At 65.1% G+C, this 18,489-nt stretch carries 2 protein-coding genes and 1 pseudogene; all 3 read right to left on the bottom strand.

Annotated elements, in window-relative coordinates; translation table 11 throughout:
• Nucleotides 1–122 precede the first annotated feature (122 nt).
• Entirely contained in the window at nt 123–8,720 is an 8,598-nt protein-coding gene (locus IMX18_RS04370; RefSeq protein ID WP_223175414.1) for a non-ribosomal peptide synthetase, read from the bottom strand.
• A 22-nt stretch (nt 8,721–8,742) separates the two neighbouring features.
• A complete protein-coding gene (locus IMX18_RS04365; RefSeq protein ID WP_425355284.1) occupies nt 8,743–15,555 on the bottom strand; it encodes an amino acid adenylation domain-containing protein in 6,813 nt (2,270 codons plus the stop codon).
• Nucleotides 15,538–18,276, bottom strand: a pseudogene (locus tag IMX18_RS28350) (amino acid adenylation domain-containing protein); the annotation flags it as partial. The gene IMX18_RS04365 and the pseudogene IMX18_RS28350, both read right to left, overlap by 18 nt.
• Nucleotides 18,277–18,489 lie beyond the last annotated feature (213 nt).

Below are 18,489 nucleotides of genomic sequence, written 5' to 3'. Positions count from 1 at the left end.
CGTCATCCACACAGGATGACGCCGCTTTTTTTCGTCTCGGTGGCGACACTGCCGACATGAAAAAACCTGTGGGGCCCACGTTGAACGTGGGCCCCACAGGTCATTCAGCCGGCCCTGCCGGGTCAACCCATGACCGGCTCCGCCACCAGCCTGGCCGCGAGCCCCTCGATCACTTCCCGATGCTTGAGGATGTCATAGTGACCCGCTGCAACCGCGTGGTTCTCACCGCTCCCGTGAACCGCGAAGCGTTGGCCATGGTCACCTGCCCACCAGCACAAGGCAGCGGCGCGGGTTGCCGGCAATGCCGGCAACCGTTCCGACAACGCCTTGAGCCGCATCGCCACGGCAAAGGTGTGGGCCAGTTCAGCGCTTTCGACACTGGCGAAGGCCGACGCTACCTGCAGCCCCGAGCGTGCCTCTTCGATCAGCCGCTCAAGCAGCGGCACACCACTGCCCGCCGCAACCGCAGGCAGTACCAACTGCTCTTTTGCCAGCCCCAGCAGCACACTCAGGAAGCTGCCAAGGTCGGCACTCCAGTCCGCTGCCGGCGTCGCCGGCGCACCGGTTGGGATAAAACTGTCGACCAGGCCAAGCAACCATACTTGCTGGCCCTGGGCTTCCAGCTCCTGGGCCACCAGCACCGCCAGCGTGCCACCCAGCGACCAGCCGGCAAGCTGGTATGGCCCTTCGGGCTGCTTCTGGCGAATGTACTGGGCATAGTCGATCGCCATGGCCTGCAACGAATCATCCTGCCAGTTGCGATCGAGCAGCATGCGGCATTGCACGCCGTAGACGCTGCAATGCCCTTCCAGCCGGCGCGCCAGCGGCTCGTAGTCGAACACCGTGCCAAAGCCTGCATGCAGGCAGAACAGAGGCTTGGCCCCGGTTACCCGGCTGTTGAGCAGCAGCAGCGGATCAAGGGCGACGTCGCCATCGGTATAGCCGGAAAGCTCGCCAATGGTTGGCCTGGCAATGACATCGCGCAGTTTCAGCTCGATCGACAGGTCGGGCCGTGCTCGTACCTTCGACAGCATCTTCAGCACGCGCAGCGAATCGCCCCCCAACTCGAAGAAGTTGTCATCGACACCAACTTCATCCACCTCCAGCACTTCCCGCCAGATGGCCGCCAGCGCCTTCTCCGTGTCATCACGCGGAGCCACCCGCACCGGGCGCCCGGCCAACTCCGGGGCCGGCAGCGCATTGCGATCGATCTTGCCATTGGGCGTGAGTGGAAACGCCGGCAGCAATACCCACTGGGTCGGCACCATGTAGTCCGGCAGGTCGGCACGCAAGGCGTCACGCAATGGCGTAGCGGAAGTCACCCCATTGCCGGTGACCAGATACGCCACCAATTGCTTGCCGGTAGCGCCCTCCCTGGCCACCACCACAGCATCCCGCACATCCGCCAGATTACGCAGCCGTGCTTCGACTTCCCCAGGTTCGATACGGAAACCGCGAACCTTCAACTGGTTGTCCAGGCGGCCGATGAAATCGATCACGCCATCCGCACGACGACGCACCCGGTCACCGGTGCGGTACAGCCGCCCGCCCTGGGCAAACGGGTCGGCGACAAAGCGCTCGGCGGTCAGGGACGGACGCTGGTGATACCCGCGCGCCACACCCTCGCCACCAATGTAGAGCTCCCCGGCCACGCCATCGGGCACCGGGTTCAGGCCCTGGTCCAGCACATGCAGCGTGCGCTGGCCAACCCGCTCACCGATCGGCGCATACACCGCCTGGCATGACTGCTGTGCCGATACTTTCCACAACAGGGGGGTCACGACCGTTTCGGTAGGCCCGTAGCCATTGGTCAGGAACTGCGGGCGCAAGGTCCGCTTGACCAGTTCGAACAGTGCATCGGGCACCGCGTCACCGCCAAAGCAATAGATGCGCACCGGCGGTGCGGCTTCCTGCCGGGTTTGCGCGAACTCGGCCAGTTGCTGCAGATACGCCGGTGGGAAGCAGGCAATGTCGATGCGCTCGGCATGCAGTACCTGCCAGGTTTGCTCGGCAGTCCACAGCTGGCTACCGCGCACCACCAGGCAGCCGCCTGACGACAAGGTCGACAGCCAACGCTCCTGGGCACCGTCGAAAGCGAACGACATGAACAACAGCTCGCGAGTGCTGTCATCCATTTCGTAAAGGCGGGCGATTGCCTGGCAGTGCATGCCGATCTGCCCGTGACTGACCGCCACGCCCTTGGGCTTGCCGGTGGAACCAGAGGTATAGATCAGGTACGCCAGGTTGGTGTCGTGCACCATCACCTGAGGGGCATCGGACGGCAAGCTGGCGATAGCCAGAAGGTCCAGCTCCACGCAGTGCTCCACCCCGGCAAAACGCTGGCGCAAGCCGCTGCTGGTCACCAGCAGGTGCATGGCCGAATCCTCGACAATCCACTGCAAGCGATCCTGCGGGTAGTCGATATCCAGCGGCACATAGGCGGCGCCGGTTTTCATCACCGCCAGGAATGCCACGATCACCTCCACCGAGCGTTCCAGGGCGATGCCGACCGTAACCTCCGGGCGCGCCCCCAAGGCAATCAGGTGGTGTGCCAGGCGGTTGGCACGCTCATCCAGTTGGGCATAGCTCAACTGTCGCTCGCCACAGGCCACCGCAATTGCCTCTGGCCGCGCCTGGGCATGCCCGGCAATCAGCTCGGCCAGCCTTGGCATGGCCTGCTCGCATGGCTGCAAGCCGTTGCGAGCCTGGGCCTGCTGCGCTTGCGCCGGGGTCAGCATGTCCAGGCTGCCCACGGTGGCGTGAGGGTTGTCGAGCATGCCCTCGAGCAGCCGTTCGAAACTGCCACGAATGCTGTCGGTGGCTTGCTCCGTGAAGCGGTTGCGCAAGTAGAGGAACTCGACAGAGAGCGTCTCGCCCAGATGCACCGCCAGGTCCATGGCGTAGTTGGTCACGTCGCGGTTGCTCACCTCACCGAACTGCAGCGAGCCACCACCACCTTCCTGCAGGCGCTCGTCCACCGGGTAGTTCTCGAACACCACGATGCTGTCGAACAACGCTTGCCCTGCCTGCCCTGCCCAGCGTTGCACATCGGCCAAGGCTGCATGTTCGTGGTCGCGCAGTTCCAGGTTGCAGGCCTGCAGTTGCTGCAGCCAGTCGACAATCCGCTGCTGCGGTTGGGGCGTCTGCACCACCGGCAAGGTGTTGATGAACAAACCCAGCATTTCGTCGGCACCGGGCAAGCCGGCTGGCCGGCCCGCCACGGTGGCGCCGAAGCACACCGTGGCTTGCCCGGTATAGCGCTGAAGCAGCAGCAGCCAGGTCGCTTGGATCAAGGTGTTTGGGGTGATGCGCAAGCGCTGGGCCTGCTCGCGCAGTTGCCGGGTACGCGAGGCATCCCAACGCAGGTACAGCGCGGCGTGCCCCTGCAGGTCTGCCGCGGGGCGAGCCGCCAGGCTGTCCGCCAGCCAGGTGGGGCTTTCCAGCTCTTGCAGCTTGCCGCGCCAGAACTGCTCCAGCGCCGCCTTGGGCTGCCCGGCAAGCCAGCGGATGTAATCGCCAAACCGCCCTGCCGGCGCTCGCGCAGGGTGGCCATGGTAAGTCTGCAACACCTCGCCAAGCAGCCGCGAGGTACTCCAGCCGTCCATCAGTATGTGATGACGGGTCCACAGCAGGTGCAAACGTTCGTCGTCCAGCCGCACCAGGGTCAGGCGCATCAACGGTGCGACACTCAGGTCCAGGCCTTGTGCGGCATCGGCCTCGGCCAGCGCCTGCAGCATCTGCGCACTTACCGGACGATCGCGCCAGTCATGCACGACCACCGGCAATTCGACCTTGCGGTAGACAAGCTGCAAAGGTTCGGCCAAGTGGGGCGCCGACCAGAAGGCACTGCGCAGGATATCGTGGCAGTCGATCACCTGCTGCCAGGCTGCCACGAACCGTTCGATTTCCAGGCCTTTGACTTCCACCGAAGTCTGGTTTATGTAAAGCGCGCCTTCAGGCCCCTGCAGCGAATGGAACAGCATGCCCTGCTGCATCGGCGACAGCGGGTAGATATCGGCAACCTGCCGTGCAACTGCCGGCAGCTCATCCAGCTGTTGTTGGCGCAGCGCGGCCAGTGGGAAGTCCGAAGGCGTAACACCACGGTTGCCCGGCTCGCAGCAATGAGCGATCAGCGCGCCAAGCTCTGCGGCATAGTCATCTGCCAACTTTTGCATGACCGCTGTGTCGTAGCGCTGCGCACTGAAGGTCCAGCCAAGTTTCAGCTCGCCGCCGTATACCTGGCCGTTCAGGGCGATCTGGCTATCGAGTGGCGCATCGGCTGGTTTGGCCGCACCGCCGTATTCGCGCGCGGGTGCGAACAAGCCCGACTGCTCGTCGAAGCTACCGTCGAACTGCCCGAGGTAGTTGAACACGATCTCGCCCTGAGGCAACGCAGCCAGGGCCTCACGCGCACCAGCCGGCCCCATGTACTTCAGCGCGCCATAGCCAAGGCCTTTGTTCGGCACAGCCCGCAGCTGCTCCTTGACCGCCTTGATCGATTCGGCGATCCCGCCCAGCGGGCTCAGCTTCACTGGGTACATGCTGGTGAACCAGCCCACCGTGCGGCTCAGGTCAATGTCATCGAACAGGTCTTCCCGCCCATGGCCTTCCAGCCTGACCAGCACCTCCGGCCGCTCGGTCCAGCGGGCGATCACCCGAGCCAGGGCTGTCAGCAACAGGTCATTGATCTGCGTGCGATAGGCCGCAGGGGCATCGTGCAACAACTGCCAGGTGGCTTCGCGGCCCAGCCTCGTACTGACCGACGCAGCGTGCTGCTGCTGGTTGCCGCCCAGCGCATTGGCGCACGGCAGGTGGTCGCTGGTGCCTTGCAACTGCGCTTGCCAGTAGGCAAGTTCCGCTTGCAGCGCCTCGCTCTGGGCATAGGCCTGCAGGTGCTGCGCCCAGGTCTTGTAGGCGCTGGTCTTGGCTGGCAATTGCAGCGGCTGTCGGTTGCCCAGGGCCTGATAGGCCTGTTGCAGGTCCTCCAGCAACAGGCGCCACGACACGCCATCTACCGCCAGGTGATGAATGACCAGCAGCAGACGCTGGCTGCCATCGGGCAGGCTGGCCAGCAGCGCACGGACCAGCAAGCCTTGCTGCAGGTTCAGGCTGCGTTGGGCCTGTTCAGCAAGTGCGGCCAACGCCTCCTCGTCCGCGCACGCATGCTCCCAGAGTATCCGCGCCTGCCGCTGTGGCTTGTACTCGGCTTGCCAGACCCCCTCCTGCTGCTCGAAGCCCAGGCGCAGTGCATCATGATGGGCGACCAGTGCCAGCAACGCATCGTGCAGGCGGTCCGCTTGCAGGGGTTCGCTGGGTGTCAGCAGAATCGACTGGTTCCAATGCCCACGCTCGCCAATGTCGGCCTCGAAGAACCATTGCTGAATCGGTGTCAGCGGTGTGCTGCCCGTGATCGGCCCTTGCTCGCCAATACCTTCGACAACACGCCGCGCCACCGTGGCCAGGCCTTGTACGGTCTGATGCTGGAACAGTTGCTTGGGGGTGAACTGCACGCCGGCCTGGCGGGCCTTGCCCACGACCTGCAGGGAAACGATGGAATCGCCACCCAGTTCGAAGAAGTTGTCGTCCAGGCCTACGCGCTCCAGTTTCAGCACATCGGCCCAGATCGCCGCGATCTGTTGTTCCAGTTCGCTCTGCGGGGCCACATATGCCGCTTGCAGCAGGCTGGCGTCCGGTTGCGGCAGCGCACGGCGGTCCAGCTTGCCGTTGGCGGTCAAGGGCAGTTTGGCCAGGAATAGCAGGTGGGCCGGCACCATGTAGTCCGGCAGGCTCGCCTTCAGCGCAGTGCGCAGCGCCTCGCGCTCGGCAGCCTGGGCCTCGGTGCTGGCCATCACGACCGCATCGGCAGGCACCACATAACCCACCAGCTGCTTGCCGCCCGGGCCGTCCTGGGCCAGTACCACGCCCTGGGCCACGCTGGCCTGCGCCTGCAGCCGCGCCTCGATTTCGCCCAGTTCGATGCGAAAACCTCGAATCTTCACTTGATGGTCGATCCGCCCCAGGTACTCCACCACCCCCGCGCCGCCGTAGCGGGCCAGGTCGCCCGAGCGGTACAGGCGGCCACCCTGGCTGTCGAACGGGTTCGGCACGAAGCGCTCGGCGGTCAGCCCCGGGCGCCCGTGATACCCCCGCGCCAGGCCCGCCTGGCCGATCACCAGCTCGCCGTGGCTGCCCGGGACCACCGGGTTCAGCGCGGCATCCAGCAGGTACCACGACAGGTCCGGGATCACCTCGCCGATCGGGCTGCTCGCGCCCTTGGCCAGGTCGGCCTGGGTGATCGGCCGGTAGGTCACGTGCACCGTGGTTTCGGTGATGCCGTACATGTTGATCAGCCGTGGCTGCTGGTCGCCGAACACCTCGAACCAGGGCTCGAGGCTGCTCACATCCAGCGCTTCGCCGCCGAACACCACATGCCGCAGGGCCAGGCCCTGCCCCTGACGCGCTGCCGCGCAGGCCACCGGGATCAACTGGCGGAACGCCGACGGCGTCTGGTTCAGCACCGTTACCCGCTCGCGCTGCAGCAGCGCATGGAAGTCCTCGGTGGAACGCGCCACGTCCTTGGCCACCATCACCGCCCGGCCGCCATACAACAGCGCGCCGAACAGCTCCCATACCGAGAAGTCGAAGGCATAGGAGTGGAACACCGTCCACACGTCACTGGCATCGAAACGGAACCAGTCCTGGGTCGCCGCGAACAGCCGGACCACGTTCTGGTGCGGCAGCAGCGTACCCTTGGGCTTGCCGGTGGAGCCGGAGGTGTAGATCACGTAGGCCAGGTTCTGCGGGGCTACTTCGATATTCGGGTTGGCATCGCTGTAGCCGGTCAGGTCTTCGACATCCAGATCCAGGCTGTGCAGGCCAACCGGGATCGGCAGGGCTTTGCGCAGGTGCGACTGGGTCAGCAGCAAGGCGATGCCACTGTCGGCAAACATGTAGCTGAGGCGGTCTTCCGGGTACTCCGGGTCCAGCGGCACATAGGCACCACCGGCCTTGAGAATGCCCAGCAGGCCGACCACCATGTCCAGGCTGCGCTCCATGGCGATGCCTACCAGCACATCAGGGCCAACGCCGCGCTCGATCAGCTTGTGCGCCAGCTGGTTGGCCCGGCGGTTCAGTTCGCCATAGCTCAGGGTCTGCTCGCCGAAGGTGACTGCCGGGGCTTCGGGGGCGGCGACCACTTGGGCCTCGATCAGCTCATGAATGGTTCGCTCATCCGGGAAGGCGACGGTGTTGCGGTTCCAGTCACGCAGCACGGCCTGCTGCTCGTCCTCGCCCAGCAATGGCAGCTCACTGATGCGTTGCCCGGGCTGGCGCACGATAGCTTCCAGCAGGTTGAGCCAATGCCGCGCCATGCGCTCGATGGTGCTGGCGTCGAACAGGTCGGTGGCGTACGTCAACGAAGCCCCGATGCCCTTTTCATGCTCGGAGGTGTCCAAAGCCAGGTCGAACTTGGCGGTGTGGTTGTCCCAGGCCAACTCCTCCATCTCCAGCCCCGCTATACGTCGGGGCTCGCCCTTGGCCTGGGTCTGATGGTTGTACAACACCTGGAACAGCGGATTGTGGCTCAGGTTGCGCTCCGGTTGCAGCGCATCGACCAGCTGTTCGAACGGCAGGTCCTGATGGGCCTGGGCACCCAGGGCACGTTGCCTGACCTGTTGCAGCAGCTCGCTGAACGTCAGTTGCACATCGAACTCGGCACGCAGCACCTGGGTGTTGACGAAGAAGCCGATCAAGCGCTCGGTCTCGACCCGGTTACGGTTGGCAATCGGTACCCCAACGCGGATATCAGCCTGGCCCGAGTAGCGATGCAGCAGGGTCTGGAAGCTGGCCAGCAGCAGCATGAACGGCGTCACGCCCTGCTGCTGGGCAACCCTTTTCAGGTTGTTGGCCAGCCCATCGCCCAGCACGATCGGCAACCGTGCCCCTCTGTGGCTCGGCATGGCCGGGCGCGGATGGTCCAGCGGCAGCTCCAGCACCGGTTGCTCATCACCCAATTGTTCGGTCCAGTAGGCCAGCTGCCGCGCCTGCTCGCCGGCTTCCATCCAGCTACGCTGCCAAATGGCATAGTCGGCATACTGGATCGGCAGGGCCGGCAGTTGCGTTACCTGGCCCTGGCTGAAACCTTGATAGAACTGCACCAGCTCATTGACCATCACTGGCATCGACCAGCCGTCGGCGACGATATGGTGCAGGGTCAGCACCAGCACGTGCTGGTCCGCCGCCAGGCGCAGCAACCGGGCCCGCAGCAGCGGCCCCTGCTCCAGGTCGAACGGTTGCCCTGCCTCGGTCTCGACCCAGGCCCGCACAGCGGCCTCGTCGGCGTTTGCCTGCTCTTCGATGACCAGCTCGAACGGCAGCTGGCCATGAATGACCTGCACCGCCTGCTCACCGTCGCGACGGAACGTGGTACGCAGCGTTTCATGTCGCTCGATCAAGGCCGCGAAGGCCAGTTGCAGAGCTGTGGTATCCAGATTCCCCTTGAATTTCAAGGCAGCCGGGATGTTGTAGGTGGCACTGGCAGGCTCCCATTGCCACAGGAACCACTGCCGTTGCTGGGCGTATGAAAGCGCCGGCAACGGATGCTCACCGCGCACCTCGGGGATCGGCAACTGGGCCAGGCTCATGCCCTTCGCCGCCAGTTTCTCGAGGAAGAGTTTGCGCTGTGGCAGCGGCAGGCCGATGAAGCGCTGCACCAGGGCCATGTTTCTGTTATCCGTTTGCATTTCAGACTGCCTCAAGCTCGCTCATGAAGTCCTGGAGTTCATCCAGGTCTGCATCGCTATGGGTATTCAAGCTATTGATCATTGCTGCGTAGTCCTGCAGCGTTTGCGCCTGGAACAACAACGCCAGGGGCAGGCTCGTGCCAAGCTCGACCTGTAGCCGTGCCATGACCTGGGTAGCCAGCAAGGAGTGCCCACCCAGTTCGAAGAAGTTGTCGCCCAGGCCTACCCGCTCCAGTTTCAGCACATCGGCCCAGATCGCCGCGATCCGTTGTTCCAGTTCGCTTTGTGGCGCGTGGTACGCGCGCTGCAACTGGCTGGCATCCGGTTGCGGCAGCGCACGGCGGTCCAGCTTGCCGTTGGCGGTCAACGGCAGTTTGGCCAGGAACAGCAGGTGAGCCGGCACCATGTAGTCCGGCAGGTTCGCCTTCAGCGCAGTGCGCAGCGCCTCGCGCTCGGCAGCCTGGGCCTCGGTGCTGGCCATCACGGCCTCATCGGCAGGCACCACATAACCCACCAGCTGCTTGCCGCCCGGGCCGTCCTGGGCCAGTACCACGCCCTGGGCCACGCTGGCTTGCGCCTGCAGCCGCGCCTCGATTTCGCCCAGTTCGATGCGAAAACCTCGAATCTTCACCTGATGGTCGATCCGCCCCAGATACTCCACCACCCCCGCGCCGCCGTAGCGGGCCAGGTCGCCCGAGCGGTACAGGCGGCCACCCTGGCTGTCGAACGGGTTCGGCACGAAGCGCTCGGCAGTCAGTCCCGGGCGCCCGTGATAACCCCGCGCCAGGCCGGCCTGGCCGATCACCAGTTCGCCATGGCTGCCCGGGGCCACCGGGTTCAGCGCGGCATCCAGCAGGTACCACGACAAGTCCGGGATCACCTCGCCGATCGGGCTGCTCGCGCCCTTGGCCAAATCGGCCTGGGTGATCGGCCGGTAGGTCACATGCACCGTGGTTTCGGTGATGCCGTACATGTTGATCAGCCGTGGCTGCTGGTCACCAAACGCTTCGAACCAGGGGGCGAGGCTGCTCACGTCCAGCGCTTCACCGCCGAACACCACGTGCCGCAAGGCCAGGCCCTGCCCCTGCCGCGCTGACGCGCAGGCCACCGGGATCAACTGGCGGAACGCCGACGGCGTCTGGTTCAGCACCGTCACCTGCTCGCGCTGCAGCAGCGCATGGAAGTCCTCGGTGGAGCGCGCCACGTCCTTGGCCACCATCACCGCCCGGCCGCCATACAACAGCGCGCCGAACAGCTCCCATACCGAGAAGTCGAAGGCGTAGGAGTGGAACACCGTCCACACGTCACTGGCATCGAAGCGGAACCACGCCTGCGTCGCCGCGAACAGGCGGACCACGTTCTGGTGCGGCAGCAGCGTGCCCTTGGGCTTGCCGGTGGAGCCGGAGGTGTAGATCACGTAGGCCAGGTTCTGCGGGGCTACCGTAACCCCGGGGTTGGCGCCGCTGTAGCTGGCCAGAGCTAGCTCATCCAGCTCCAGGCACTCGATGGCGACTGGAATTGGCAGCACCTCACGCAGGTGTGCCTGGGTCAGTAATAAAGTGATGCCGCTGTCGGCGAACATGTAGCTGAGGCGATCTTCCGGGTATTCCGGGTCCAGCGGCACATAGGCACCGCCGGCCTTGAGAATGCCCAGCAGGCCGACCACCATTTCCAGGCTGCGCTCCATGGCGATGCCCACCAGCACATCCGGGCCAACGCCACGCTCGATCAGCTTGTGCGCCAGCCGGTTGGCCCGGCGGTTCAGTTCGCCGTAGCTCAGGGTCTGCTCGCCGAAGGTGACTGCCGGGGCTTCGGGGGCGGCGACCACCTTGGCCTCGATCAGCTCATGAATGGTTCGCTCATCCGGGAAGGCGACGGTGTTGCGGTTCCAGTCACGCAGCACAGCCTGCTGCTCGTCCTCGCCCAGCAACGGCAGCTCGCTGATGCGCTGGCCCGGTTGGTGCACAATGGCTTCGAGCAGGTTGACCCAGTGCCGCGCCATGCGCTCGATGGTGCTGGCATCGAACAGGTCGGTGGCATAGATCAGTGCCGCACCGATCCCCTGCCCGTCTTCGTAGGTATCCAGGCTCAGGTCGAACTTGGCGGTGTGAGTGCTCCAGTCCAGGCCGGACATTTCCAGGCCCGGCAAGCGGTGCTGGCTGCCCTTGAGCTCGGTCTGGTGGTTGTACAGCACCTGGAACAACGGGTTGTGCCCAAGGTTGCGCTCAGGCTGCAAGGCTTCGACCAGTTGCTCGAATGGCAGGTCCTGGTGGGCCTGCGCGCCCAGAACACGTTGCTTGACCTGTTGCAGCAGCTCGCCGAACGTCAGCTGCATATCGAACTCGGCACGCAGCACCTGGGTGTTGACGAAGAAGCCGATCAGGCGCTCGGTCTCGACCCGGTTGCGGTTGGCCGTGGGCACACCAACACGGATGTCGGCCTGGCCCGAGTAGCGATGCAGCAAGGTCTGGAAGCTGGCCAGCAACAGCATGAACGGCGTCACGTTCTGCTGCTGGGCAACGCGCTTGAGGTTGGCCGCCAGCTCATTGCCCAACTCAATCGGCCAACGCGCGCCTTGATGGCTCGGTACAGCCGGGCGCGGATGATCCAACGGCAGCTCCAGCACCGGTTGCTCATCACCCAATTGTTCGGTCCAGTAGGCCAGCTGCCGCGCCTGCTCGCCGGCCTCCATCCAGTTGCGCTGCCAAACGGCAAAGTCCGCGTACTGAATCGGCAGGACCGGCAGCGTCGGCGCCTGGCCTTGGCTGTAGCCCGCATACAGTTGCACCAGCTCTTCGACCAGCACCGGCATCGACCAGCCATCGGCGACGATATGGTGCAGGGTCAGCACCAGCACGTGCTGGTCCGCCGCCAGGCCCAGCAGCCTGGCCCGCAGCAGCGGCCCCTGCTCCAGGTCGAACGGTTTCCCTGCTTCGGCTTCGACCCAGGCCCGCACAGCGGCCTCGTCGGCGTGCGCCTGCTCCTCGATGGCCAGCTCGAACGGCACTTGATCATGAATGACCTGCACTGCCTGCTCGCCATCCAGGCGGAAGGTGGTACGCAGGGTTTCGTGACGCTCGATCAAGGCGCCGAAAGCCTGTTGCAGGGCGGCGACATCCAGCGCCCCGGCCAGCTTCAGTGCGGCCGGAATGTTGTAGGTGGCGCTGTGCGGTGCCCATTGCCACAGGAACCACTGTCGTTGCTGGGCGTAGGAAAGCGCCAGCGGCTGCTTCCGGGAAACCCGTGCAATGACGGCAGAGCAAGCCTGCTCACCTTGCGCTGCAAGCCTGGCGAAGTCGGCCAGGCTCGACGTTTCGAACAGCGCACGCAACTGCAGCTCCACGCCCAGGCTCTGACGTACCCGGGAGATCACCTGGACGGCAAGCAAGGAATGCCCACCCAGTTCAAAGAAGTTGTCGCCCAGGCCCACCCGCTCAAGCTTCAGCACATCGGCCCAGATTGCCGCGATCTGTTGTTCCAGTTCACTCTGCGGGGCCACGTATGCCGCTTGCAGCAGACTGGCGTCCGGTTGCGGCAATGCACGGCGGTCCAGCTTGCCGTTGGCGGTCAAGGGCAGTTTGGCCAGGAATAGCAGGTGGGCCGGCACCATGTAGTCCGGCAGGCTCGCCTTCAGCGCAGTGCGCAGCGCCTCGCGCTCGGCAGCCTGGGCCTCGGTGCTGGCCATCACGACCGCATCGGCAGGCACCACATAACCCACCAGCTGCTTGCCGCCCGGGCCGTCCTGGGCCAGTACCACGCCCTGGGCCACGCTGGCCTGCGCCTGCAGCCGCGCCTCGATTTCGCCCAGTTCGATGCGAAAACCTCGAATCTTCACTTGATGGTCGATCCGCCCCAGGTACTCCACCACCCCCGCGCCGCCGTAGCGGGCCAGGTCGCCCGAGCGGTACAGGCGGCCACCCTGGCTGTCGAACGGGTTCGGCACGAAGCGCTCTGCGGTCAGCCCCGGGCGCCCGTGATACCCCCGCGCCAGGCCCGCCTGGCCGATCACCAGCTCGCCGTGGCTGCCCGGGACCACCGGGTTCAGCGCGGCATCCAGCAGGTACCACGACAGGTCCGGGATCACCTCGCCGATCGGGCTGCTCGCGCCCTTGGCCAGGTCGGCCTGGGTGATCGGCCGGTAGGTCACGTGCACCGTGGTTTCGGTGATGCCGTACATGTTGATCAGCCGTGGCTGCTGGTCGCCGAACACCTCGAACCAGGGCTCGAGGCTGCTCACATCCAGCGCTTCGCCGCCGAACACCACATGCCGCAGGGCCAGGCCCTGCCCCTGACGCGCTGCCGCGCAGGCCACCGGGATCAACTGGCGGAACGCCGACGGCGTCTGGTTCAGCACCGTCACCTGCTCGCGCTGCAGCAGTGCATGGAAGTCCTCGGTGGAACGCGCCACGTCCTTGGCCACCATCACCGCCCGGCCGCCATACAACAGCGCGCCGAACAGCTCCCACACCGAGAAGTCGAAGGCGTAGGAGTGGAACACCGTCCACACGTCACTGGCATCGAAGCGGAACCAGTCCTGGGTCGCCGCGAACAACCGGACCACGTTCTGGTGCGGCAGCAGCGTGCCCTTGGGCTTGCCGGTGGAGCCGGAGGTGTAGATCACGTAGGCCAGGTTCTGCGGGGCTACGTCGATATTCGGATTGGCATCGCTGTAGCCGGTCAGGTCTTCGACATCCAGATCCAGGCTGTGCAGGCCAAGCGGGATCGGCAGGGCTTCACGCAGGTGCGACTGGGTCAGTAATAAAGTGATGCCGCTGTCGGCGAACATGTAGCTGAGGCGATCTTCCGGGTATTCCGGGTCCAGCGGCACATAGGCACCACCGGCCTTGAGAATGCCCAGCAGGCCGACCACCATGTCCAGGCTGCGCTCCATGGCGATGCCCACCAGCACATCCGGGCCAACGCCGCGCTCGATCAGCTTGTGCGCCAGCTGGTTGGCCCGGCGGTTCAGTTCGTCGTAGCTCAGGGTCTGCTCGCCGAAGGTAACTGCCGGGGCGTCGGGGGCGGTGGCCACCTGGGCCTCGATGAGCTCATGGATGCTGCGTTCATCCGGGAAGGCGGCGGTGTTGCGGTTCCAGTCACGCAGCACGGCCTGCTGCTCGTCCTCGCCCAGCAACGGCAGCTCGCTGATGCGCTGGCCCGGTTGGCGCACGATAGCTTCCAGCAGGTTGAGCCAATGCCGCGCCATGCGCTCGATGGTGCTGGCGTCGAACAGGTCGGTGGCGTACGTCAACGAAGCCCCGATGCCCTTTTCGTGCTCGAATGTGTCCAGAGACAGGTCGAACTTGGCTGTATTCGTGCTCCACTCCAAGCCGGACATTTCCAGGCCCGGCAAGCGGTGCTGGCTGCCCTTGAGCTCGGTCTGGTGGTTGTACAGCACCTGGAACAACGGGTTGTGCCCAAGGTTGCGCTCAGGCTGCAAGGCTTCGACCAGTTGCTCGAATGGCAGGTCCTGGTGGGCCTGCGCGCCCAACGTGCGCTGGCGTACCTGTTGCAGCAGCTCGCTGAACGTCAGTTGCACATCGAACTCGGCCCGCAGTACCTGGGTGTTGACGAAGAAGCCGATCAGGCGCTCGGTCTCGACCCGGTTGCGGTTGGCCGTGGGCACACCAACACGGATGTCGGCCTGGCCCGAGTAGCGATGCAGCAGGGTCTGGAAGCTGGCCAGCAGCAGCATGAACGGCGTCACGCCCTGCTGCTGGGCAACGCGCTTGAGGTTGGCCGCCAGCTCATCGCCCAACTCAATCGGCCAACGCGCGCCTTGGTGGCTCGGTACAGCCGGGCGCGGATGGTCCAACGGCAACTCCAGCACCGGTTGCTCATCACCCAATTGTTCGGTCCAGTAGGCCAGCTGCCGCGCCTGCTCGCCGGCCTCCATCCAGTTGCGCTGCCAAACGGCAAAGTCCGCGTACTGAATCGGCAGGACCGGCAGCGTCGGCACCTGGCCTTGGCTGTAGCCCGCATACAGTTGCACCAGCTCTTCGACCAGCACCGGCATCGACCAGCCGTCAGCGACGATATGGTGCAGGGTCAGCACCAATACATGCTGGTCCGCCGCCAGGCCCAGCAGCCTGGCCCGCAGCAGCGGCCCCTGCTCGAGGTCGAACGGTTTCCCTGCTTCGGCTTCGACCCAGGCCCGCACAGCGGCCTCGTCGGCGTGCGCCTGCTCCTCGATGGCCAGCTCGAACGGCACTTGATCATGAATGACCTGCACTGCGTGCTCGCCATCCAGGCGGAAGGTGGTACGCAGGGTTTCGTGACGCTCGATCAAGGCGCCGAAAGCCTGTTGCAGGGCGGCGACATCCAGTGCCCCGGCCAGCTTCAGTGCGGCCGGAATGTTGTAGGTGGCGCTGTGCGGTGCCCATTGCCACAAGAACCACTGCCGTTGCTGGGCGTAGGAAAGCGCTAGTGGCTGAGCCCTGCTCACGCATTCGATGACAGCAGCCTGTGCCCGTTCACCGTGCTCGACACGTTTGGCAAAGTCCCTCAACACCGGAGCCTCGAACAGGGTAAGCAACTGCACGTCCAGCCCCAGGTGCTGACGAATGCGGGCAATCACCGAAACTGCCAGCAGAGAGTGCCCTCCCTGCATGAAGAAATGGTCGTCGAGGCCAACCCTCTCCAGCTTCAGCACATCGGCCCAGATCGCCGCGATCTGCTGCTCCAGCGCGCTCTGCGGGGCGATGTATTCACCCTGAGACTGGCTGGCATCCGCCTGCGGCAGGGCCTTGCGGTCCAGCTTGCCGTTCGGCGTCACCGGCAGCTTGCCGAGCAGCAGCAGGTGCGCCGGCACCATGTAGTCCGGCAGGCCGGCCTTCAGCGCCTCGCGCAGGCTGTCGCGCAATGCGCCTTCGTCTTGCCTGCTGTCGGCTGGCACCACATAGCCCACCAGCTGCTTGCCGCTTGGCCCGTCCTGGGCCAGCACCACGGCTTCCTGCACACTCGGCAGCTCCAATAGACGCGCCTCGATCTCGCCCAGTTCGATGCGCAGGCCGCGGATCTTCACCTGGTGGTCGATGCGCCCGGCGTAGTCGATCACCCCATCGGCGCGGTAGCGCGCCAGGTCGCCGGTGCGGTACAGGCGCCCGCCATTGTCGCTGAACGGGTCCGGCACGAAGCGTTCGGCGGTCAGCGCCGGGCGTTGGTGGTAACCACGGGCCAGGCCGACACCGCCGAGGTACAGCTCGCCGGCACTGCCGCGCACCGCCGGTTGCAGGCTGCCTTCGAGGATATGGGTCTTGAGGTTGTCGATCGGCTGGCCGATCGGCACGCTGATGCTTTCGTCCGGCTGGCAGGTCCAGTGGGTCACGTCGATCGCCGCCTCGGTCGGGCCGTACAGGTTGTACAGGCCCGCCGCCGGCAGGCGTTGCAGGGTTTGGCGGGCCAACTCGGCCGGCAACGCTTCACCGCTGCACACCACGCGCTTGAGGCTGACGCAGCTTTCGACCGCTTCGTGGGTCATGAACGCCTGCAGCATCGACGGCACGAAGTGCAGCGTGCTGATGCCGTGGTGGTTGATGGTTTCGACCAACAACTGCGGGTCGCGGTGCGCGCCGGGCTGGGCCATGACCAGGCGCGCGCCGGTCATCAGCGGCCAGAAGAACTCCCACACCGACACGTCGAAGCTGAACGGGGTTTTCTGCAGCACGCTGTCGCTGGCGTCCAGGCCGTAGGCCTTCTGCATCCAGCACAGGCGGTTGACCAGCGCCTGATGGCTGTTGCCAGCACCTTTCGGGCGACCGGTGGAGCCGGAGGTGTAGATCACGTAGGCGAGGTTCAGCGGGGCCACGTCGATGTTCGCGTTGGCATCGCTGTAGCCATCTAAGTTCTCGGTGTCCAGGTCCAGGCTGCGCAGGCCGGCCGGGATCGGCAGGGCTTCATGCAGGTGCGACTGGGTCAGCAGCAAGGCGATGCCGCTGTCCTCGAACATGTAGCTCAGGCGATCCTGGGGGTATTCCGGGTCCAGCGGCACATACGCGCCGCCGGCCTTCACGATGCCGAGCAAACCGATGACCATCTCCAGGCTGCGCTCCATGGCGATGCCCACCAGCACATCCGGCCCCACGCCCTGCTCGCGCAGCTTGTGCGCCAGCTGGTTGCTACGGCGGTTGAGCTCGGCATAGCTCAGGGTCTGCTCGCCAAAGGCCAGCGCCGGGGCGTCCGGGGTGGCGAGGACCTGGGCTTCGATGAGCTGATGGATGCTTTGCCCTGCCGGGTAGTCCGCTTCGGTGGCGTTCCAGCCGCGCATGATGATGTGCCGTTCAGGCTCGTCCAGCAGCGGCAGGTCGGCAACCCGCTGCCCAGGTTCACATACGATCCCCTGCAGCAGGTTCAGCCAATGCCGGGCCATGCCCTCGATCGTCGCGGCGTCGAACAGGTCGGTGGCGTAGGTCAGTGCCGCGCCAATGCCTTGCTCGTGCTCGAAGGTATCCAGGGCCAGGTCGAACTTGGCGGTATGGTTGTCCCAGACCAGCTCTTCCATCTGCAGCCCTTGCAAACCAACACGTTCACCCTTGGCCTGGGTCTGGTGGTTGAACATCACCTGGAACAGCGGGCTGTGGCCCAGGTTACGCTCGACCTGCAAGGCCTCGACCAACTGCTCGAACGGCAGGTCCTGATGGGCCTGGGCGCCCAGTGCGCGTTGCTTCACCTGCTGCAGCAGGTCAATGAAGGTCATCTGCAGGTCGAACTCGGCCCGTAGCACCTGGGTGTTGACGAAAAAGCCGATCAGGCGCTCGGTCTCGACCCGGTTGCGGTTGGCAACCGGTACACCGACGCGGATATCTGGCTGGCCGCTGTAGCGGTGCAGCAGCGTCTGGAAGCTGGCCAGCAACAGCATGAACGGCGTCACGCCCTGCTGCTGGGCCAGCTGCTTGAGCGCCCCGGCCAGTTGCTGGTCCAACGCGACCTTTATCCGTGCGCCCTGATGACTGCTCACGGCGGGCCGCGGGCGGTCGGTGGGCAGCGCCAGCACGGGCTGCTCCTCTCCCAGTTGCGCGGTCCAGTAGGCCAGTTGCTTTTCCTGCTCGCCGGCCTCCATCCAGTTGCGCTGCCAGGTGGCGTAATCGGCGTACTGCACCGGCAGTGTCGGCAACTCCACGGGTTGGCCCTGGCTGTAGCCGTGGTAGAGCTGCACCAGCTCGTTGACCATTACCGGCATCGACCAACCGTCGGAGACGATGTGGTGCAGGGTCAGCACCAGCACATGTTCGTCTGCTGCCAGGCGCAACAGGCGCACACGCAACAGCGGGCCCTGCTGCAGGTCGAAAGGCAGGTGGGCTTCGGCCTCGACACGCTGACGCAGGTAGCTGTCATCGGCCTGCACCAGCACTTCAACGGCCAGTTCGAAAGGGACATGTGGGTGGATCACCTGAACCGCCTGTTCCCGTTCCAGGCGGAAGGTGGTACGCAGCGTTTCGTGGCGCTTGATCAGGGCCTCGAAACTGCGCTGCAGGGCTTGGGTATCCAGGTGGCCTTTGAAACGCAAGACGGACGAGAGGTTGTACGCGCTGCCCACCTCGCCCAATTGCGACAGTATCCACAGGCGCTGCTGAGCGTAGGAAAGCAGCACCGGCTCTGCAGGATCCCTCGGGAAGATCGGCGTGACACCGTACAGGTTCACGCCTTGTTTCTTGAGCAAGGCTGCCAACGCCTTACGTTTTTGGGTGGACAACGATACGACCGTATCGAGCAGCTCTTGCACAGGGAATCTCCTAAGAAATCAGCTCAT

The sequence above is a fragment of the Pseudomonas shirazica genome, assembly GCF_015168335.1.
Lineage (GTDB): Bacteria > Pseudomonadota > Gammaproteobacteria > Pseudomonadales > Pseudomonadaceae > Aquipseudomonas > Aquipseudomonas asiatica.
The sequence above is the reverse complement of the archived record's forward strand: the minus strand, read 5'-3'. Positions and strand labels throughout refer to the sequence as shown.

What these genes read in the sequence shown, in the direction of transcription:
- IMX18_RS04370 (WP_223175414.1), bottom strand. Translation starts at nt 8,720, where the DNA reads ATGGCCCTGGTGCAGCGCTTCATCGGCCTGCCGCTGCCACAGCGCAAA.
- IMX18_RS04365 (WP_425355284.1), bottom strand. Translation starts at nt 15,555, where the DNA reads ATGGTGCCGGCGCACCTGCTGCTGCTCGGCAAGCTGCCGGTGACGCCG.